The organism is Novosphingobium sp. MMS21-SN21R (assembly GCF_031846015.1).
Classification (GTDB): domain Bacteria; phylum Pseudomonadota; class Alphaproteobacteria; order Sphingomonadales; family Sphingomonadaceae; genus Novosphingobium.
In genome coordinates, this window is the sequence record NZ_JAVRDU010000001.1 from 1,717,777 (window position 1) to 1,736,025 (window position 18,249).

Consider the following 18,249-nt stretch of genomic DNA (forward strand, 5'->3'; position numbering starts at 1 on the left):
GTTCTGCGGGGGTTTGCGCGCGTCCTTCGACAGGCTCAGGGCGAACGGGGTTAGGGAGATTGTGCGGTGGGGTGTCTCGACTTCGCTCGACACGAACGGGGGTGGGTTGGGGAATGTTCTGCGGGGGTGGCGCGTGTCCTTCGACAGGCTCAGGACGAACGGATATTGCTTGGGATGTTGAGAACAGGGCAGCGCGCCCGTACTTGGCCAAGGCTCACTAAAAACCCGTTCGTCCTGAGCTTGTCGAAGGGCGCGCGCTGACGCCTATTTCAGCGCCGAAATCCAGCAGTTGAGGAGGGCGTTGGCGAGGCCCTTGTCGATGGCTTCGGCGGCTTCTTCGACGCCTTCGTGCCAGTCGCTCGCTTCGCCTGCGACGATCAGGGCGGCGGCGGCGTTGAACAGGACGGCGTTGCGGTAGGGGCCTTGCTCGCCCTGGAGCAGCGCGCGCAGGGCGGCGGCGTTGTGGGCTGCATCGCCGCCACGGATCGCATCGACCGGGGCGGTGGGCAGGCCTGCGTCGGCGGGGGTGATGCGGCGCATCGCGAGTTCGCCGTGCTTGACTTCGGCCAGTTCGTTGCCGCCTGCGAGGCTCAGTTCGTCGAGGCCTTCGTCGCCCGAGATGACGAGGCTGTGGTCGGTGCCGAGGCGCAGGAGGGCTTCGGCGTAGATCGGGACATAGGCGGGGCGCGCAATGCCGACAAGCTGGCGGCGGACGCCTGCGGGGTTCGCCAATGGCCCCATCAGGTTGAAGATGGTGCGGCGGCCCAGCGCCTTGCGGATCGGCATGATGCGGCCCATCGACGGGTGATGGCGCGCGGCGAAGAGGAAGCAGATGCCGAGGTCGGCGAGCGTTTCTTCGGCAGTTTCTGCAGCGCGATCGAGGTTGAGGCCGAGGGCTTCCAATGTGTCGGCGGCGCCTGCCTTGGAACTGGCGGCGCGGTTGCCGTGCTTGGCGACGGGCACGCCGCAGGCCGCGACGACAAGGCTGACGGCGGTGGAGACGTTGAGCGTGTGGTGGCCGTCACCGCCCGTGCCGCAGACGTCGATGGCGTTTGCGGGGGCGGCAATCGGGATCATGCGGGCGCGCATGGCGCGGGCGGCTCCGGCGATTTCGGATGCCGTCTCGCCCCGGTCTGACAGGCCGACGAGGAACCCTGCGATGGCCTCATCGGGCACGGCGCCGTCGAGAATGGCTGCGAAGGCCTGTTCGGCTTCGGCCTCTTCGAGCGGGTGGGCGGGGTCAGGCAGGGTCATGCCGGGACGGGGCGCGTGTTGATGCCGCAAATCTTGAGGAAGTTGCCGATCATCGCGTGGCCATGCTCGGTGGCGATGCTCTCCGGGTGGAACTGCACGCCGTGGATGGGCAGTGAAGTGTGGCGGAAGCCCATGACGTGGGTGTCATCGGACTGCGCGTTGACCGCGAGGCATGTCGGGATCTCGGTAACGATGAGCGAGTGATAGCGCGTGGCGATGAACGGGCTGGGCAGGCCTTCGAACACGCCGGTGCCATCGTGGGTGACCGGGCTGGTCTTGCCGTGCATCAGCCCGCCGCGCACGACCTTGCCACCGAAATACTGCCCGATCGACTGGTGGCCGAGGCACACGCCGAGCAGCGGCAGCTTTGCATCGGCAGCCGCGCCGACGAGATCGAGGCTGATGCCCGCCTCGTTGGGCGTGCAGGGGCCGGGCGAGAGCAGGAAGCCTTGCGCGCCGGTTTTGATCGCCTGTTCTGCGGTGAGCGCGTCGTTGCGCACGACCTCAACCTCCGCGCCCATTTCCATCAGGTAATGGACGAGGTTCCAGGTGAAGCTGTCGTAGTTGTCGATGACGAGGATCATTGGCCAAATCCGGGTTCGGTGGCGACGCGGACGGCTTCGCGGGCGGCGGCGAAGAGCGCGCCTGACTTCAGCTCGCACTCGCGCTGTTCGTATTCGGGGTTGCTGTCCGCGACGATGCCTGCGCCTGCTTGCGCGTGAAGGACGCCGTCCTTGATCACGCCGGTGCGCAGGACGATGCAGCTGTCGACCGAGCCATCGGGAGCGAAATAGCCGACACCGCCTGCGTAGGCGCCGCGGGTTTCGGGTTCGAGCTCGGCGATGATCTCGCAGGCGCGGACCTTGGGGGCGCCGCTGACGGTGCCTGCGGGGAAACCGGCGAACAGGGCGTCCACGCTGTCGGCGCGGGCGGTGTCGAGCTGGCCGACCACGTTCGAGACGATGTGCATGACGTGGCTGTAGCGCTCGACGTTGTAGCTTTCGGTGACCTTGACCGTGCCCGCCCTGGCCACGCGGCCGACGTCGTTGCGGCCGAGGTCGAGCAGCATCAGGTGCTCGGCGCGTTCCTTGGGATCATCGAGCAGGCTGCGTTCGTTGGCGCGGTCTTCCTCGGGCGTTTTCCCGCGTGGGCGGGTGCCGGCGATCGGGCGGATGGTGACTTCGCCATCGCGGATACGGACGAGGATTTCCGGGCTGGAGCCGGTCAGCGCGAAGCCCGGCATGTCGAGGAAATAGAGAAACGGCGAGGGGTTGATGCGGCGCAGCGCGCGGTAGAGCGCGATGGGCGGCAGCGGGAAGGGCGCGGTGAAGCGTTGGGCGAGCACGACCTGGAAGATGTCGCCAGCTTCGATATAGTCCTTGGCCGCGTTCACCATGCGCGCATAGTTCGCGGCAGGCATCACCGGCTGCGGGGTGACGTCCACCGTTTCGGACAGGCGCTGGTCGGCAGGGACGGCGTCGGCCAGCTTGCGGATGGCGCTGTCGATGCGTTCGGCGGCGGCTTCAAGCAGGTGCGCAGGTGATCCACCTTCGGCCCATACAGGGGCAATGGCGAAGAGTTCGTCGGACAGCCGGTCGAACACCAGCACCACGGTGGGGCGGGTGAACAGCATGTCGGGCAGGACGAGATCGCTCTGCTCGGGCCGGGGCAGCTTTTCGACGAGGCCGATGGTCTCGTAACCGAAATAGCCGACCAGGCACGCGAGCGCCGGGGGCAGGGCAGCGGGCACGTCGATCCGGCAGGCGGTGACGAGCGCGCGCAGCTCATCCAGCGCATTGCCGGGCAATGGGGCGAAGGCGGCCTTGTCGTGCCGCCAGATACGGTTGATTTCCGCCGAGGCTCCGGTGGCGCGGAAGACAAGATCGGGATCGATCCCGAGCAGGCTGTAACGCCCGCGCACTTCGCCGCCCTGCACCGATTCTAGCAGGAAATCGCCGCGCCCGCTTTCCATGAGCTTGAGCGCTGCGCCGACCGGCGTTTCGGTATCGACGATCAGCTTGCGCCAGATCAGCGCCGGTTTGCCGGCAGTGAGCTGAATGAGCGCGGGGCCGTGGTTTTCGGGCAACGCGGCGGCGGTGACAGCTTCGAGCGTAGACATCGGCTTACTGGGCGCTGGTGCCGGTCAGCTGGTTGCGGACCGCCTTGATTGCGGCCTCGTTGCGCTCGACGCCGACATCGTTGCGGATCGCGCGGCGCAGCGATTCGGCGTATTCATTGCCGGTGACCGTGCTGAATTCGCGCGAGGCCTGTGCCAGTACGGCATCGCCGCGCTTGATATCACCGGGGATAATGTCTTTCAGCGCAACCACGTACCAGCCAGCCTTGTTGGGGCCTTCGAGACGCTTGTTGGTGCCTTCGGCCATGGCGAAGAGCAGCGCCAGCGGCGGGGGAACCTGCCCTTGCATCGCGGAAAGCTGCTGGCGGCCCATGGCGACCGGCTGCGGAGCGGGCAGGGCAACGCCTGCGAGCTTGATCGCATCGGCGAGCGGTGTGCCCTTGTTCAGCGCGGCGAGGATCTTGTCAGCCGCAGCCTTGGCCTTGGCGGAACCCTGATCGAGCGCCCAGTCGCGTGTGACCACGTCCTTGATCTGGTCGAGCGGAGCTGGCGTCGAGGCGGTCAACTGGCCAACGTCGTAGATGGCGAAGACTTCGCCGGGCTTGATTTCGGCAAGCTGCGGTTCGCCTTCGCGCTCCATGGCGAAGGCGGCCTGCACCAGTGGCGCGACTTCGGCGGAGGCCTTCTCGGCCGCCTTGCCGAACACGGTTCCATTGGCGAGCAGCGGCTGCGTGGAGGCGATGGTCAGGCCGAGCGACTTGGCGATATCGGCAAGTCCGGTGCCATTGTCGACTTCCTCTTCAACCTTGGCGGCAAGGTCGGACAGCGCGGTGCGGCGCTTTTCGAGCGTAATTGCGGCGACTATTTCTGCGCGGGCCTGATCGAGCGTCTTGCCGGGATTCCGGTTGACGGCGTCAACCTTGATCACGTGCCAGCCAAGGCCCGACTTTGCGGGCGCGGCGAGCGTGCCCGGTGCGGCAGCGAAGGCGGCATCGGCAACGGCCTTGGCGGTCTGGCCCGTCAGCGCTTCGCGGCTGAGGTCGGTCAGCTTGCTGGCGACGAGGCCCTTTGCGCGCGCGGCAGCATCGAGCGAACCGCCCTTGCCGACTTCGGCAGCGAGCGCGCGGGCGGCGGCTTCGGTCGGCACGATCACTTGCGTGACGGTGCGCTGCTCGCTGGCCGCATAGACTGCGCTGTTGAGCTTGTAGCGGTTGGCGACTTCGGCGTCGGTTGGCGCGGGGACGGATTTGAGGTTGGCCTCGTTCACCAGCGCATAGCGGATGGTGCGGCGCTCGGGCTGCATGTAGCGGGTCTTGTTCGACGTATAGAACGCGGCGACCGTGTTTGCATCAGGGCCGTCCTTGGGCGCGAAGGCCAGCGAGGGCACCGAGACAATCGTGCCGCTGCGCTGTTCGGTGAGGAGCGAGGCGTAACGCACCACGGCTTCTGTGGGCATCTGCGCGCCGAACGCTACCGGGAGGAGAAGCTGACGCGCCATCAGTCCCTGCGCAAGGTCCTTGCGCACTTCCTTGTCGGTCAGGCCGCGCTGGGCGAGGAGCTGGTCGTAAGCGGACTGGCTGAACTTGCCGTCCGGCCCCTGGAACGCGCCGATCTTGACGATCTCGCTGTCGACAAGGCGGTCGCTTACGGCGAGGCCGTGCTTCTTGCCCCATTCGGCCAGCGCGACGCGATCGATCATGTCGTCAAGCACGCCGTCCATGCCGCCGCCGTCGAGGAACTGCTTCATCGTCAAGCCGGGCGACTTCTGGCGCTGCTGCTCGAACGCGGAAGTGAGCGCCTTGGCCAGTTCCGCGGTGCCGATGCGAGCCGACCCCACCTTGGCCGCACGGTCGCCCCCGGCGATGCCGCCAAAGCCGCTGCCGGTGACATCGGCGCTGGCAAATGCGAGCGCGATCAGGCCGAGGAAGAGGAGCGCGATGGCAACGCCGACGCGGGACTTGAGAAAGGAGCGGAAGAAGCCGAGCATTTGCGGGTGTTCGTCTCGTCAGTCTGGGCGCGCGAACGTGCCCTTATGGAATTTCGCCGATGCCTTAGGAGGCATTCGTGTTTCTCGCAATGCCCGCCATCGCGCAGCTGCGGCTGAGAACAGACATTCCGGCCTATCCGAAATGGTGTTTTTGCCCGAATTGCGATCAGGCGTTTTGCAGAATCAGTGCAGGTTTGATAGCCGCCCGGCGACTCAGGATGCGTCGGTAGGTATAAATATCGATTGCATCGAGACTATTCAGGGGAATTGGCCAATCATGCCGCATCGTCCTTACATCGTGGGCAACTGGAAGATGAATGGCAGCCGCGCCATGCTGTCTGAAGCTCGCGCGATCGATCGTGCCGCCGGACGCTATCCGGATGTGCAGGTGGCGCTTGCGCCGCCGTTCACGTTGATCGGTGCGCTGCGCGAGGCGGTGACGGCCATGGGCGTGGGCGGGCAGGATTGCCACGCCGAGGTCAAGGGCGCTCATACCGGCGACGTTTCGGGCGCGATGCTGGTCGATGCCGGCGCGGACTTCGTGATTCTCGGGCACAGCGAGCGCCGCAAGGATCACGGCGAGGGTGATGCACTGGTTCGCGCCAAGGCCGAGGCGGCGATTGCTGCTGGCCTGGGCGTGATTGTCTGCGTTGGCGAGACACTGGCCGAACGCGATGCCGGAAAGGCCGTGAAAGTCGTTTCCGGCCAGGTCGACGGCTCGCTCCCTGTGGCCGATGGCGCCGCTGATGCGGTGGCGCTGGGCAAGGTGGCCGTGGCTTACGAGCCGGTCTGGGCGATTGGGACGGGCCGCGTCGCCGCGGTTGAGGACGTTGTGGCGATGCATGCCGCGATCCGCGAGCGCCTGACCGCACTTTACGGGGAAGCGGGCGAAAAGGTCCGCATTCTTTATGGCGGTTCGGTCAATGCCGGAAACGCGGGCGAACTGCTTGCGGCCGAGGGCGTGAGCGGCGCATTGGTCGGCGGCGCAAGCCTGACCGCCGATGCCTTTCTGCCGATCATTGCAGCTGCGGGCAGCGGCGAAGCCTGATTGCCTGATTTCCTGACGGGTTGCGCCAATGCGCTCTCGCGCCTACATGGCGCGAGTTCCAGCGCGGCTTCGCGCCAAGGGTAGAGATTCATGTCGCTGTTCATTTTCCTGACCGTCGTCCAGGCGATCGTTGCATCCCTGCTGGTGATCACGATCCTCATGCAGAAGTCCGAAGGCGGCGGCCTTGGTGTTGGCGGCAGCCCGGCGGGCTTCATGTCGGCACGCGGCGCTGCCGATTTCATGACTCGGGCGACGACTGTTCTGGCAACGCTGTTCGTGGTGTTGAGCATCGCGCTTGCCGCGCTTGCGGTCAGCACGACCTCGAGCCGGGAAATCGATACGTCGCTCCAGCGCACGACACCGGTGCAGAATGCCCCGGCTGCCGATCCGCTGGCACCAGCGCAAGGTGCTCCCGCACCTGCCGCTGCGCCCGCCCCGCAGCAGGCACCGGCTCCGGCCAATGATCCACTGAGCGGCGCGGCCGGCCAGTAAGACACCTTGCAATGCGGTAATGCCGCCTCGCTGCCATGGGGTCGCGGGGTGGCTTTCGCGTTGTTCCCGATCCATGCCTGTGGATTGCCGCGAAGATTACAGCGGCAACCGCTTGCACGTTTGCAACTTATGACGCTAAGGCCCAATTCCCATGGCGCGGTACATTTTCATCACCGGCGGCGTGGTCTCCTCGCTCGGCAAGGGACTCATGGCGGCGAGCCTCGCGGCTCTGTTGCAGGCTCGCGGCTTTCGCGTGCGTATCCGCAAGTTCGACCCTTATCTGAACGTCGATCCGGGGACTATGAGCCCCTATCAGCACGGCGAAGTCTATGTGACCGATGACGGGGCGGAAACCGACCTCGACCTTGGTCATTATGAGCGCTTCACTGGCGTATCGGCACGGCAGGCCGACAACATCACCTCGGGCCGAATTTACCGCGACATCATCACCAAGGAGCGCCGCGGCGACTACCTTGGTGCGACCGTGCAGGTTATTCCGCACGTGACCGACGCGATCAAGGAATTCGCGCAGGCCGAGACCGAAGACCTCGACTTCGTGCTGTGCGAAATCGGCGGCACTGTCGGCGACATCGAAGGCCTGCCGTTCATTGAAGCGCTGCGCCAGTTGCACAACGAAATGCGCGACGAGACCTGCTTCGTCCACGTGACGCTGGTGCCGTACATCGCGGCGGCGGGCGAGCTTAAAACCAAGCCGACCCAGCATTCGGTGCGCGAATTGACCGGTCTTGGCATTCAGCCCGACATTCTGCTTTGCCGCTGCGAAAAGCCATTGCCCGATAACGAGCGGGCCAAGATCGCGCAGTTCTGCAACGTTCGCAAATCGGCGGTGATCCCGGCGCTTGATGCATCGAGCATCTATGCCGTGCCGTTGCAGTATCACGCCGAAGGCCTCGACAATGAAGTGCTGCGCCACTTCGGACTGACCGCGCCCGAGCCGGAACTTGCCGTGTGGGACGACATCGTCGACCGCTACCAGAACCCGGAAGGCGAAGTGACGATCGGCGTGGTCGGCAAGTATGTCGGCCTGCAGGACGCCTACAAGTCGCTCAACGAAGCGCTGGCGCATGGCGGTATGGCAAACCGCGTGAAGGTCAATATCAAGTGGCTGGACGCGGAGCTGTTCGAGAAGGATGACGACGAGATCGCCGCTTATCTCGAACCGATGCACGGCATTCTGGTGCCGGGCGGTTTCGGTGAGCGCGGGACCGAAGGCAAGATTGCCTCGGTGCGGTTTGCTCGCGAGCGCAAGGTGCCGTTCTTCGGCATTTGCCTTGGGATGCAGATGGCCTGCATCGAGGGCGCGCGGAATACTGCGGGAATCGCCGGAGCGTCCTCGACCGAATTCGGCCCGACTGACGAGCCGGTTGTCGGTATCATCACCGAATGGATGACCGAGGAGGGGCTGGAAAAGCGCTCCGAGGGCGGCGATCTTGGCGGCACGATGCGGCTTGGAGCCTATGAGGCGCAACTGACCGGGAACAGCCATGTGGCAAACGTCTATGGCGAAACCACGATCAGTGAGCGCCATCGGCACCGTTACGAAGTCAATGTCGCCTACAAGGATCGGCTCGAAAAAGGCGGTTTGGTGTTCTCCGGCATGTCACCCGATGGCCTGCTGCCCGAAATCGTCGAGCGGCCCGACCATCCTTGGTTCATCGGCGTGCAGTTCCACCCCGAACTCAAGAGCCGCCCGTTCGACGCCCATCCGCTGTTCAGCGGGTTCATTGCAGCGGCGGTCAAGCAGGCGCGTCTCGTCTAAAGGGGCTGGTCAGCGCGGCATTTCCCTGATTATTTGCGCCGGTAACGCAAGTTCGGCGATTTGGGGGCGATGACAGAATGGACGCGGCGAAGCTTGCCGAGGCTCTAACGGCGCAAAGCCTGTTCGCGGATTGCGAGCAGGCAGAGCTGTCGGACATCATCGCGCGCGGGCAGGTCAGGGCCTACAAGCCCGGCCAGGAACTGATGGCGCAGGGTGAAGTGGGCAAGACCCTCTTCATCGTGCTCAAGGGCCTCGCGCGTGTCAGCATGGTCGCCGCCAACGGGCGCGAGATCATTCTCGACTATGCAGAACCGGGGCATGTGCTGGGCGAGATCGCGTTTCTCGATGGCGGGGACCGCACGGCCTCGGTCGAGGCGATCGAGCCGGTCGAGGCGCTGATCCTGACGCGCAGCGCCTTTGCCGACATCATCGAGAAGCATCAGGGCCTGTCGATGCGCTTGCTGAAGGCGATGGCGCGGCGGCTGCGCCAGAACAACGCGGTGATCGAGGCCGACCGCGCCTACACTTCCGGGCCAAGGCTGGCGCGGTTCCTGCTGCGCCTGATGATGGGCGACAATTCCGAAGCCGGAAACCAGCTCAAGATTGCGCTGAGCCAGGGCGAACTCGGCAATTTCGCAGGGATGTCGCGCGAGCAGATCAACCGCCAGCTTTCGGCGTGGGTCGATAATGGGATCGTGGCGCTCACCAGCGGGAGGGTGACGATCCTCGACCGCGAAGCGCTGGTTGATGTGGCTGAGGCGTGGTGAGGCGGATTAGCCTTCAGGGATGATGGCTATCTTGATGTCAGTGACATAGGTGGCTGGTTGGCCCACTCGGTCAAGTCTCACCGGCTGCAAAAGCAACGAACGGTTTTCGCAAAATTTGGCCCATTCATCGCCCACACGAGATTCTTTGTAGGCACGTTTCGGCACGCAATCCTGGACCGTGCCATCCGGAGCGACCTGCAACGTCAAATATCTTTCCGCACTTTCCGCTTTCAGTAATGATGTCTTGACGTTGAATTCGAGGTCGGCAGGCATCCGCGCCCTGGCCACGTCATTCGCACCCGCGGCACCTGGGATGTAGAAGCTTACTATTGTTCGCACAAATCCCAGAGTTTGCGTGCCATCCGCAAGCTTGGCTGGCGGATATGTTCTCTTCGACACTAAGCCGCAGATTTCCTGCGCCAATTGCTGTGACCCGATATGCGCTACGACCGTGCATCCTCGTGGCTTGCCATCGCGATCGACAAAAAATTCGATCTTTGCCGCGGCGGATTCGTTCTTGCGCAACGCCCACTGCGGATAGTCGCCGAACGACATGATCTTTGATATGTCAGGACTGGTCAGCGCGCTGCTGGCTGCTGCCAGAGCCGCAATAATAATCATGCTCATCGGTGATTTTCCATCCTGCGATGATATGTAGGGTATCGATGTGCATCGGCGGGATCAATGTTGACCGAACAAAAAGGGCGAGCCATTGCTGGCCCGCCCTTCGCTTCATTCAACTACCGCTCAAGCAGCGGCGGTGTTGTCGCCTTCGATGACTTTGAGCTGGTTTTGCCCGCCGATCAGCACCTTCTTGGGCTTCATCGCTTCGGGCACTTCGCGCACGAGGTCGATCATCAGGAGGCCGTCGGCGAGGTCGGCGGCTTCGACGCGGACGAAGTCGGCCAGTTCGAAGCGGCGTTCGAAACCGCGGTTGGCGATGCCGACGTGGAGGTATTCGCGTTCCTGCGGTTCAGGCTTGGCACCCTTGACCACGAGCAGGTTCTGCTGCGCGGTGATGTCGATGTCCTCGGCCTTGAACCCGGCGACGGCCAGCGTGATGCGGTACGCATCCTCGCTGCTGCGCTCGATGTTGAAGGGCGGATAATTGTCGCCTGCATTGGCGCGGGCCTGGCGTTCGAGCAGGTCGAACAGGCGGTCGAACCCGACGGTGGTGCGGCGGTAGGGGGTGAAGTCCATACGGTTCATGGCAATATCCTCAAACTATGAGCAATCTGCACTTGCCTTTGCAGACCCGGCAGCCCGGCGCCTGCATCGGCGGTTGATGGTCACGCCCGCACTTGCGGCGCATGACACTTCACCCCATGTGTGTTAGCGATTTTCGCATTTCAAGACCCCCTGATCGAGGTACGCATGTCAGACACGCCCAAGGTTGAAATCTACACCAAGTGGGGCTGCCCCTATTGCTCGCGCGCCAAGGCGCTGCTCGAAAGCAAGGGTGTCGCTTTCGAGGAATACGACATCACGATGGGCGGGCCGAAGCGGGCCGAGATGGTCGAGCGGGCGCCCGGTGCCTCGACCGTCCCGCAGATCTTCATCGGCGGGGCTGCCGTCGGTGGTTCGGATGACCTTGCCGCGCTCAACGCGCAGGGCAAACTGGACGCGATGCTCGGCCTGTGACCGAGGGCTTGCCGCGCGCTCCGGTTAAGATCGCGCTGTTCCAGATGACCAGCGGGACCAGCCCGCAGGCCAATGCCGCCGCGATTGTCGGAGCGGCACGCAGGGCTGCGAGCGAGGGCGCGGCGATGCTGTTCACGCCCGAGATGTGCGGGCTGCTCGACCGGGATCGCGGCCGCGCCACGGCCAATATCGTGGCTGAGGCGGACAACCCGGTGCTGGCAGCGGCGCGCGATGTGGCGCGGGAACTGGGGTTGTGGATCGACCTTGGTTCGCTCGCCATTTTGCGTGACGATGGCAAGTGGGCCAATCGCGGCTTCGTGATCGACGCTGGCGGCGAAATCGCCGCGCGCTATGACAAGATCCACATGTTCGATGTCGATCTGGCGACCGGCGAGACCTGGCGGGAATCGGCGGCCTATACGCCGGGCGACCATGTCGTGACGGTGGAGACGCCGCTCGGCAGGCTGGGCCTTGCGATCTGCTACGATGTGCGGTTCCCGGCTTTGTTCGAGGAACTAGGGCGCTTGCGGTGCGATGCGATGCGCATTCCGGCAGCCTTTACCGTGCCGACCGGAAAGGCGCACTGGCACCTGATGCAGCGCACTCGCGCGGTTGAGGCGAGCGCATGGGTTATTTCCGCCGCTCAGGGCGGTCGGCATGAGGACGGACGCGAGACGTACGGGCATTCGACTGTGATCGACCCTTGGGGTGATGTGGTGCTGGATATGGGCGAGGGCAGTGGGCTTGGCTTTGCGATGATCGACCCTGCACGCACGGCGGAAGTTCGCGCGCAACTGCCCAGCCTTGCCAACAAGCGCGAAATCCCTAGATCGGCGTCATGATTGTCTTCGATCTGCAATGTGAGCCGCTGGGGCATCGTTTCGAAGGATGGTTCGGCTCGTCGCAGGACTATGAGGATCAGTGCGCGCGGGGGCTGATGACCTGCCCGTCATGCGGATCGGCACAGGTCGGCAAGGCAGTGATGGCGCCGAACGTCGGGCGCAAGGGCAATCAGGCGGTTGTCCCGGCAAGCAAAGCCGACGCTTCGCCGCAGCCGGTGGCGAATATGCCGCTTCCGCCAGAAGCCGTGGCCATGCTCAAGGCCGTGGCGGCGATGCAGGCCGAAACGCTCAAGACTTCGACCTGGGTCGGCGACAAGTTTGCGGACGACGCCCGCGCGATGCATTATGGTGAGAAAGTCGTGGGCCCGATCCACGGCCGCACGACGCTCAGCGAAGCGCGTGAACTGGTGGAGGAAGGTATCCCGGTAGCACCTGTGCTGGTCCCGGTCGTGCCGCCCGAGGAAGCCAACTGACCGCACGCGGCCAGACTGGCAAAAGCGCGTTGCCAGCGCCGCACGCCCTGCCTAAAGGAAACGCAGGGGCGCCCGTAGCTCAGCAGGATAGAGCACCAGATTCCTAATCTGGGGGCCATGGGTTCGAATCCCGTCGGGCGCACCATTTTCATGCAGAGCTGTCCTGAAGTCCGGGCATTCTGGCTCAAGGCAAATCGGGCATACCAATGGCGCGCAAGCATCCCAAGCACGGACCCTATCCCGAACCGGAAGCCGAAGACGACGCTCCGGTGCCGGTAGTTCCGTGCTGGCTATGTGGACGGCCTACCGGCAAGACCGTGGTGCTGCATCACCCTGTGCCGAAAAGCCGGGGTGGGCGTGATACGGTGCCAATGCATCCGATCTGCCAGCAGACGCTGATCGTCAATTTCACCAATTCGGAATTGCAGCGCCACGGCATGAATGTGGAGGGGCTGCTGGACAATCCGGCGGTGCGCAAGTTCGTCGACTGGGTGGCGAACAAGGACCCCGATTTTACCGCGACAATTGCCAAGAAGCAGCGCTGACGACTTCGTCGTGCCGGTCTTCCGGGCACGACGAAGAGCTTTCAGGCATCAGTGGTTGGAGATGTGCGTGCCAAGGTGGCGCCCGGCGATGTAGCCGAAGGTCATGCCAGGCCCGAGCGTGCCACCCGCGCCGCCATAGACTTCGCCCAGCACGGCAGCCATCGCATTGCCCGCTGCATAGAGGCCGGGAATGGCATCGCCGTTCCAGTTGACCACTTGGCCGTCGGAGTTGGTCTTCGGGCCGCCTGAGGTGCCAAGTGCGCCTGACTCCATCTTGACCGCGTAGTAAGGGCCTTGGTCGATCAAACCGAGGGTTCGGTAGGGTGGCTCGAAATCCATATCGCCCCACATGTAGAAATTGTCGTAAGTGTTCTCGCCGCGGTTGAAGTCTGCATCAAGGCCGTTGCGGACCATTTCGTTAAAGCGCGCCACGGTGGCAGTCAGGCCTGCGGCGTCAATGCCGGCCTTGGTTGCCAATTCCTCAAGTGTTTCGGCCACAATCATGTACGAGGGAATTGGTGTGCGCGGCGCCGAGGTGAAAGTGGGATACTTGTCCTTGTAGCGCTGGTCGATGATCAGCCAGTAAGGCAGGTTCGCATAAGTGTGCCCACCTGCATCAAATGCAACGACGGCCTTGCCCATTGCATTGTAGTTGGCGGCCTCGTTGACGAAGCGCTTTCCTGCGCTGTTGACGAGGATCGCGCCGGGGCGGGCGCGTTCGTCAGAACCAAGGAGGTAGTTTGGCTTTGCTGCCCGGTGCTGCGGCTTCATTTCGAGCACGCTCTGCTGCCAGAAGGCATTCTGCATGTTGCCGAGTTGGGCACCGGCCTCGATCGCCATCAAAAGGCCGTCGCCCTCGTTCTCGGGGACACTGACCGGCCCGGTCATCGGACCGCGAAGGAAGGTCTTGACCAATGCTTCGTTCCATTCGAAGCCGCCCGTCGCGATCACCACGCCCCGGCGGGCACGAACCCGGAATTCGCGATTATTGGCGTCTTCCGCGACAACGCCAATGACCCGGTCCCCGTCCTTCACCAGCTTTCGGGCGCGCTTTTCGAATTCGACGGGAATGTTGCGATCGACAACAGCCTTGAACAGGGCACCGGCAAGCGCTTGGCCAAGGCCTCGGTAATCTCCGCGCTCACGTTCTGCCAAAGTCGCCTCATCAAGCGTGCCTCTCGTCGCTTCGATCAGACTGCCACGTAGCGGATAGGCCATCTTGCTCGGATTTACCCGCGATGCCCACTTGCCAAGCAGCTCGAAAGAAAATGCCTCATTGTCGAGCGAGCGTCCGCCGTCGGGCTTGGCGCCGGGAGAGTAGGGCTGATAATCGGGGAAGTCGGCGAAAGCACGAAGACGGACCGGGGTTTTTTCGGCAAGATATCGAACCATCTCCGGGCCGGTCTGCATGAATGCCCACAAGGTTTCCGGATCAAGCTGCCCTGGTGAAAGCGAGTCGAGATAACTCACGATGTCTTCGTCGCTGTCCGCAATTCCAGCTTCGTGCTGGTGATGGTTGTTCGGCACCCACAGCATGCCGCCCGACATCGCGGTAGTGCCGCCAACCATTCCGGACTTCTCCAGAATGACAACGTCCTTCGCGCCGAAATCATGCGCGGTGATGGCAGCGGTCATGGCCGCGCCGCCAGAGCCGAGGACGACGACGTCGGCCTCCAGATCCCAGTTTTGGTGTTCCGTCATCATCCGCTTCCTTTGTGCGATTTTTGTGCCGGCGGTCAGGGCAATCGGATTGACCGTCTCCAGCTTGCTTGTGATCGTTGTATGGTCATGAGCGGAGTAACGGCCATTCTGACTAGTATCAGGTTGGGTTGCATCCTGGGCGCGAGGGTAATTCTGCATATTGCGGTCATTGCGGCTTGAATCGGCACGGGAATTATGATTCAGTGACAAAATGCAGACACGCCGCGTCGCCTTGCTACCGAAAGACAGCCTGACCCAGTCGCTTGCGCTGGTTGCACTGCTGGTGCTTGGCGCTATCGGCGTTGCCGGGCCAAGCGGCCTGCTGGCATGGGGTGAGAATGCCCGCCTGCTGGAACAGCGCGAAAGCGAAATCGCAAAGCTCTCGCACGAGCGGGATCAGCTCAAGAACCGCGTCGCCCTGCTCGATCCGCGTCATGCCGATCCGGACCTTGTCGGTGAACTTCTGCGCAGCAACCTCAACGTCGCTCATCCTGACGAACTGGTGATTTCGGTCAGGCCTTAGGTCCTGGTCCTAACCACGTTTGCGGAAGAGGATGTCGGCGTATTCCACGCCGTCTATCCGCCTGTTATCTGGTCCGTAGAACAGCGTCTGCGGTTCGCCTCTTGAATATTCGAGAGCGTGAGCGTCATAGTTCTGTGCCGTCTGTGTATCGGCGAAGCGGAAATGGGCGTTCCAGACCGAGAGCCAGCCCCCCGGCTTGAGGTGGCGGTCCAATGCTTCGACGGCGCGGGCAAAGCGGTCAAACGGCAGGATCGTCGCGCATGATGCAGGGAGTGTGCGCTCGAGTTCGCCATGACGGAAGACGGCCATGGCCAGGATCGCATCAAACTGCACGTCGCCGAGCGAATTGGGTGAACTTGCCTCCACGTAACTGATGCCGGGGTCGGGATGGAGTGACAGGTGATCGCGTGCCTTGGCAATCATCAGGGCGTTGGGATCGAGGCCGACGATTTTTGCGTGCGGGAACCAGCGGCGCAGGCTGCGCACTTCGCTGCCGTCCGAGCATCCGTAGGAGAGGATCAGCGGCTCTGAAATGTGGGAGAGACGGCTCGCCAAGGCACCGAAAACTGCGGGGTAACGGTCTTCGAACGTGGTCGGGTAGGGCTGGAGGACCTGGTCACCGTGGCGGCGATACATCCGGACCAGTGCCCGGCTCTCGCGGTTGGCAAAATCGCGCAAGCTGCGCACGGCCGTCCGGATCGGGGGAACCGCCCGCAGCCCTGCGCGTAACGCTGAAGTGAACATATTTTCGTCCGCCATGCGCAAATGCGTGCAAGCGTTTCGCGCCATGGTAAAGCCATTACGAGAAAAAAAGATCCACAAGGTCGGGGGCAGGCTTCAGAATGATGATGGGAAATCAGCGCATTTGCCTGAGCATTGCCCTTGCAGGAACGACATGGCGATGACCGACCCCGGTACTGTCCCGCAAGACCCGGTCTGCGCCGATCATAACGGGGAGTCGGCCTCGGTCTGGCGCTTTGCGAAGGCGAGCCGTGCTCATGCGGTGATCGATGCAGCAGACTACTTTTCACTCATGCGCGAGGCGATGCTGCGCGCCGAGCAGCGTATCCTGCTGATCGGGTGGGACTTTGATACGCGCATTCTGATTGGCGGCGGGCGGCGGTGGTGGAACGTGCCCCGCAAGCGGGTTTCGCCTGCGCGCCTCGGGGCGTTTGTGGTCTGGCTTGCCAATCGGCGCCGGACGCTGGAAGTGCGCGTGCTCAAGTGGAACTTCGGCGCTCTCAAGGCCTTCTTTCGCGGGTCGATGATGCTCGACCTGGTGCGCTGGTTCCGCCATCCCAGGATCGATTTCAAACTGGATAGCGCGCATCCGCTGGGCTGCAGCCATCATCAGAAGATCGTGGTGATAGATGACCGCTTTGCGGTGTGTGGCGGGATCGACATGGCTGGCGACCGTTGGGACACGCGCGAGCATCTGGATGACGACAAGCGGCGCAGGCGGCCCGGAGGCAAGCTCTATGGGCCATGGCACGATTGCACGATGCTGCTCGAGGGCGAGGCGGCGAAATTGCTGGGCGATTTTGGGCGCACGCGCTGGCAGCAGGCGGGAGGGCCGCCGATGGCGCCGTGCAAGCCGCAGGAGCATACGCCGTGGCCGCCGCGGCTCGAGGCGGAGTTCACCGAAGTCGAGATCGGCATTGCCCGAACACGGTCGCAATATGCCAATGCCGGGGAAATCCGCGAGATCGAGGCGTTGTTCATTGAGCATATCGCTCGGGCGAAGAAGTTCATCTATTTCGAGAACCAATACTTTGCCTCGCGCAAGATCGCCGAGGCGATTGCTCTGCGCATGGGCGAACGCGATCCGCCCGAGGTGGTGCTGATCAATCCCGAAAGCTCGGATGGGTGGCTGGAACAGACTGCGATGGATGGGGCGCGGGTTCGGCTTGTCCGGTCAATCGAACTGGTCGATCACAAGGCTCGCTTCTCGGTGTGGCATCCTGTGACGAAGGGCGGAAAGCCGATCTACGTCCATTCCAAGCTGACAATCGTCGACGACGAGATCCTGCGCATTGGCTCGGCCAACCTCAACAACCGTTCGATGGGTCTCGATAGCGAGTGCGATGTGTTCATCGATTGCGCCCGCCCTGCGAACGGTCATTGCGGCAACACCATCCGTGACTTGCGTATTTCACTTCTGGCAGAGCATTGCGGTATCGCGCCCGACCGGGTAGCGGAACTGCTCGACCAGCATGGCTCCATGGCCGCAGCGATTGCGGCAGCGCCACAGCAGGGAAAGCGGCTGACGCCTTTTGTGCCTCGTGACTTGAGCGATGCGGAAAAGGCGGTGGCCGACAATGAAGTGCTCGACCCTGAACGGCCGGAGGAAATGCTCTCCTTCTATCGGCGGGGTCTGTTCAAGAGCCGCATTTTGCGGCGGCCGCAGAAGTAGATGCGGCCGGTCAGGTTGCGTGAGGGAATGCGATGAGCGGTGTGGCTGGGCCTGAAGACGATGACGACCTTGCTCGCGGCAAGGTGCCGGTGCCCGAAGACGTGCAGGACGCGATCCGTACGCTGATCCGCTGGTCGGGCGACGATCCGTCGCGCGAGGGATTGCTCGATACGCCCAAACGCGTGGCGCGGGCGTGGAAGGAATATTGCCTCGGCTATGGCGAGGATCCGGCCATTCATCTTGAACGGCAGTTCGAGGAAGTCGGCGGCTACGACGAGATCGTGTTGCTCAAGGACATTCCGTTCCAATCGCACTGCGAACACCACATGGCGCCGATCATCGGCAAGGCAGCGATTGCCTATCTTCCGCGCGATAAGGTCGTCGGCATCTCCAAGCTGGCGCGGGTTCTGCATGGCTTTGCGCGGCGGTTGCAGATTCAGGAACGGCTGACCGCAGAGGTTGCGCAGTGCATCTGGGACAAACTGCGGCCGCACGGCGTTGCGGTGGTGATCGAGGCCAGCCACGCCTGCATGACCGCGCGCGGCGTGCGCACGCCGGGCGTCGGGATGGTGACAAGCCGGATGATGGGCACGTTTCTTGAAGATACCCGCAGCCGCAAGGAAGTGCTCAGCCTGATGGGCTACTGAAGCCAGTCAAGTTGACAGCACGGACCGTGCGGTTGACCATGCAGATGTGCAACGTGGGG

At 63.4% G+C, this 18,249-nt stretch carries 19 protein-coding genes and 1 tRNA gene; 12 read left to right on the forward strand and 8 right to left on the reverse strand.

What is annotated here, in order from left to right:
* Positions 1-264: 264 nt before the first annotated feature.
* From trpD to RM192_RS08315, 4 genes are read right to left on the reverse strand one after another with little or no spacing between them, the layout of a single operon-like run.
* Complete coding sequence (trpD, locus tag RM192_RS08300) at positions 265-1,254, reverse strand: anthranilate phosphoribosyltransferase (RefSeq protein WP_311507071.1); 990 nt, start codon at positions 1,252-1,254, stop codon at positions 265-267.
* Entirely contained in the window at positions 1,251-1,838 is a 588-nt protein-coding gene (locus RM192_RS08305; protein ID WP_311507072.1) for an aminodeoxychorismate/anthranilate synthase component II, read from the reverse strand. Before RM192_RS08305 ends, trpD begins: the two co-directional genes overlap by 4 nt.
* Positions 1,835-3,373, reverse strand: coding sequence for a chorismate-binding protein (locus tag RM192_RS08310; RefSeq protein ID WP_311507073.1), 1,539 nt, complete (start codon positions 3,371-3,373; stop codon positions 1,835-1,837). The genes RM192_RS08305 and RM192_RS08310 overlap by 4 nt, the downstream gene beginning before the upstream one ends.
* Positions 3,374-3,377: 4 nt before the next feature.
* Entirely contained in the window at positions 3,378-5,318 is a 1,941-nt protein-coding gene (locus RM192_RS08315; protein WP_311507074.1) for a SurA N-terminal domain-containing protein, read from the reverse strand.
* Positions 5,319-5,595: 277 nt separating this feature from the next.
* Between RM192_RS08315 and tpiA the strand changes: the two genes are divergently transcribed.
* From tpiA to RM192_RS08335, 4 genes are all read left to right on the forward strand, one after another.
* Complete coding sequence (tpiA, locus tag RM192_RS08320) at positions 5,596-6,366, forward strand: triose-phosphate isomerase (RefSeq protein WP_311507075.1); 771 nt, start codon at positions 5,596-5,598, stop codon at positions 6,364-6,366.
* A 96-nt stretch (positions 6,367-6,462) separates the two neighbouring features.
* Entirely contained in the window at positions 6,463-6,858 is a 396-nt protein-coding gene (gene secG / locus RM192_RS08325) for a preprotein translocase subunit SecG (protein WP_311508595.1), read from the forward strand.
* 151 nt (positions 6,859-7,009) lie between these two features.
* Positions 7,010-8,638, forward strand: a complete 1,629-nt coding sequence (locus RM192_RS08330; RefSeq protein ID WP_311507076.1) for a CTP synthase — start codon at positions 7,010-7,012, stop codon at positions 8,636-8,638.
* Positions 8,639-8,715: 77 nt separating this feature from the next.
* Positions 8,716-9,405 (forward strand): Crp/Fnr family transcriptional regulator, encoded by a 690-nt coding sequence (locus tag RM192_RS08335; RefSeq protein WP_311507077.1) that lies wholly within the window; start codon positions 8,716-8,718, stop codon positions 9,403-9,405.
* 6 nt (positions 9,406-9,411) lie between these two features.
* On the opposite strand, the gene RM192_RS08340 is transcribed toward RM192_RS08335, so the two are convergent.
* Together RM192_RS08340 and RM192_RS08345 are read right to left on the reverse strand one after the other, a co-directional pair.
* On the reverse strand, positions 9,412-10,032 hold the full coding sequence (locus tag RM192_RS08340; RefSeq protein WP_311507078.1) for an energy transducer TonB: 621 nt from the start codon (positions 10,030-10,032) through the stop codon (positions 9,412-9,414).
* Positions 10,033-10,152: 120 nt separating this feature from the next.
* Positions 10,153-10,614, reverse strand: a complete 462-nt coding sequence (locus RM192_RS08345; protein ID WP_311507079.1) for an Hsp20 family protein — start codon at positions 10,612-10,614, stop codon at positions 10,153-10,155.
* Positions 10,615-10,779: 165 nt separating this feature from the next.
* Between RM192_RS08345 and grxC the strand changes: the two genes are divergently transcribed.
* From grxC to RM192_RS08370, 5 genes are all read left to right on the forward strand, one after another.
* Positions 10,780-11,046: a glutaredoxin 3 gene (grxC, locus tag RM192_RS08350; protein WP_311507080.1), complete on the forward strand. Its 267-nt coding sequence runs from the start codon at positions 10,780-10,782 to the stop codon at positions 11,044-11,046.
* Positions 11,047-11,090: 44 nt separating this feature from the next.
* Positions 11,091-11,888 (forward strand): carbon-nitrogen hydrolase family protein, encoded by a 798-nt coding sequence (locus tag RM192_RS08355; protein WP_311507081.1) that lies wholly within the window; start codon positions 11,091-11,093, stop codon positions 11,886-11,888.
* On the forward strand, positions 11,885-12,361 hold the full coding sequence (locus tag RM192_RS08360; RefSeq protein WP_311507082.1) for a DUF1178 family protein: 477 nt from the start codon (positions 11,885-11,887) through the stop codon (positions 12,359-12,361). The genes RM192_RS08355 and RM192_RS08360 overlap by 4 nt, the downstream gene beginning before the upstream one ends.
* A 68-nt stretch (positions 12,362-12,429) precedes the next feature.
* Positions 12,430-12,506 (forward strand) — tRNA-Arg (locus RM192_RS08365).
* 61 nt (positions 12,507-12,567) lie between these two features.
* On the forward strand, positions 12,568-12,906 hold the full coding sequence (locus RM192_RS08370; protein WP_311507083.1) for a hypothetical protein: 339 nt from the start codon (positions 12,568-12,570) through the stop codon (positions 12,904-12,906).
* A 48-nt stretch (positions 12,907-12,954) separates the two neighbouring features.
* Here the strand turns inward: RM192_RS08370 and RM192_RS08375 are convergent, their stop codons facing one another.
* Positions 12,955-14,607 (reverse strand): FAD-dependent oxidoreductase, encoded by a 1,653-nt coding sequence (locus RM192_RS08375; protein WP_311507084.1) that lies wholly within the window; start codon positions 14,605-14,607, stop codon positions 12,955-12,957.
* A 211-nt stretch (positions 14,608-14,818) separates the two neighbouring features.
* Here RM192_RS08375 and RM192_RS08380 point away from each other — a divergent pair, with 211 nt between their 5' ends.
* Positions 14,819-15,130 (forward strand): septum formation initiator family protein, encoded by a 312-nt coding sequence (locus RM192_RS08380; protein WP_311507085.1) that lies wholly within the window; start codon positions 14,819-14,821, stop codon positions 15,128-15,130.
* 9 nt (positions 15,131-15,139) lie between these two features.
* On the opposite strand, the gene RM192_RS08385 is transcribed toward RM192_RS08380, so the two are convergent.
* Positions 15,140-15,889, reverse strand: a complete 750-nt coding sequence (locus tag RM192_RS08385) for a class I SAM-dependent methyltransferase (protein WP_311507086.1) — start codon at positions 15,887-15,889, stop codon at positions 15,140-15,142.
* A gap of 142 nt (positions 15,890-16,031) precedes the next feature.
* Here RM192_RS08385 and RM192_RS08390 point away from each other — a divergent pair, with 142 nt between their 5' ends.
* Together RM192_RS08390 and folE are read left to right on the forward strand one after the other, a co-directional pair.
* Positions 16,032-17,543, forward strand: coding sequence for a phospholipase D-like domain-containing protein (locus RM192_RS08390; protein ID WP_311507087.1), 1,512 nt, complete (start codon positions 16,032-16,034; stop codon positions 17,541-17,543).
* A gap of 32 nt (positions 17,544-17,575) precedes the next feature.
* On the forward strand, positions 17,576-18,190 hold the full coding sequence (folE, locus tag RM192_RS08395) for a GTP cyclohydrolase I FolE (RefSeq protein ID WP_311507088.1): 615 nt from the start codon (positions 17,576-17,578) through the stop codon (positions 18,188-18,190).
* The last annotated feature ends 59 nt before the right edge of the window (positions 18,191-18,249 follow it).

Bases quoted from the DNA above. Each gene is read 5' to 3' on its own strand.
- RM192_RS08385 (WP_311507086.1), bottom strand. From the start codon at position 15,889: ATGGCGGACGAAAATATGTTCACTTCAGCGTTACGCGCAGGGCTGCGG.
- grxC (WP_311507080.1), top strand. From the start codon at position 10,780: ATGTCAGACACGCCCAAGGTTGAAATCTACACCAAGTGGGGCTGCCCC.
- RM192_RS08360 (WP_311507082.1), top strand. From the start codon at position 11,885: ATGATTGTCTTCGATCTGCAATGTGAGCCGCTGGGGCATCGTTTCGAA.
- RM192_RS08305 (WP_311507072.1), bottom strand. From the start codon at position 1,838: ATGATCCTCGTCATCGACAACTACGACAGCTTCACCTGGAACCTCGTC.
- RM192_RS08375 (WP_311507084.1), bottom strand. From the start codon at position 14,607: ATGACGGAACACCAAAACTGGGATCTGGAGGCCGACGTCGTCGTCCTC.
- RM192_RS08380 (WP_311507085.1), top strand. From the start codon at position 14,819: ATGCAGACACGCCGCGTCGCCTTGCTACCGAAAGACAGCCTGACCCAG.
- trpD (WP_311507071.1), bottom strand. From the start codon at position 1,254: ATGACCCTGCCTGACCCCGCCCACCCGCTCGAAGAGGCCGAAGCCGAA.
- RM192_RS08315 (WP_311507074.1), bottom strand. From the start codon at position 5,318: ATGCTCGGCTTCTTCCGCTCCTTTCTCAAGTCCCGCGTCGGCGTTGCC.
- RM192_RS08310 (WP_311507073.1), bottom strand. From the start codon at position 3,373: ATGTCTACGCTCGAAGCTGTCACCGCCGCCGCGTTGCCCGAAAACCAC.
- RM192_RS08330 (WP_311507076.1), top strand. From the start codon at position 7,010: ATGGCGCGGTACATTTTCATCACCGGCGGCGTGGTCTCCTCGCTCGGC.
- tpiA (WP_311507075.1), top strand. From the start codon at position 5,596: ATGCCGCATCGTCCTTACATCGTGGGCAACTGGAAGATGAATGGCAGC.
- folE (WP_311507088.1), top strand. From the start codon at position 17,576: ATGAGCGGTGTGGCTGGGCCTGAAGACGATGACGACCTTGCTCGCGGC.
- RM192_RS08370 (WP_311507083.1), top strand. From the start codon at position 12,568: ATGGCGCGCAAGCATCCCAAGCACGGACCCTATCCCGAACCGGAAGCC.
- RM192_RS08390 (WP_311507087.1), top strand. From the start codon at position 16,032: ATGACCGACCCCGGTACTGTCCCGCAAGACCCGGTCTGCGCCGATCAT.
- RM192_RS08335 (WP_311507077.1), top strand. From the start codon at position 8,716: ATGGACGCGGCGAAGCTTGCCGAGGCTCTAACGGCGCAAAGCCTGTTC.
- RM192_RS08340 (WP_311507078.1), bottom strand. From the start codon at position 10,032: ATGAGCATGATTATTATTGCGGCTCTGGCAGCAGCCAGCAGCGCGCTG.
- RM192_RS08345 (WP_311507079.1), bottom strand. From the start codon at position 10,614: ATGAACCGTATGGACTTCACCCCCTACCGCCGCACCACCGTCGGGTTC.
- RM192_RS08355 (WP_311507081.1), top strand. From the start codon at position 11,091: ATGACCAGCGGGACCAGCCCGCAGGCCAATGCCGCCGCGATTGTCGGA.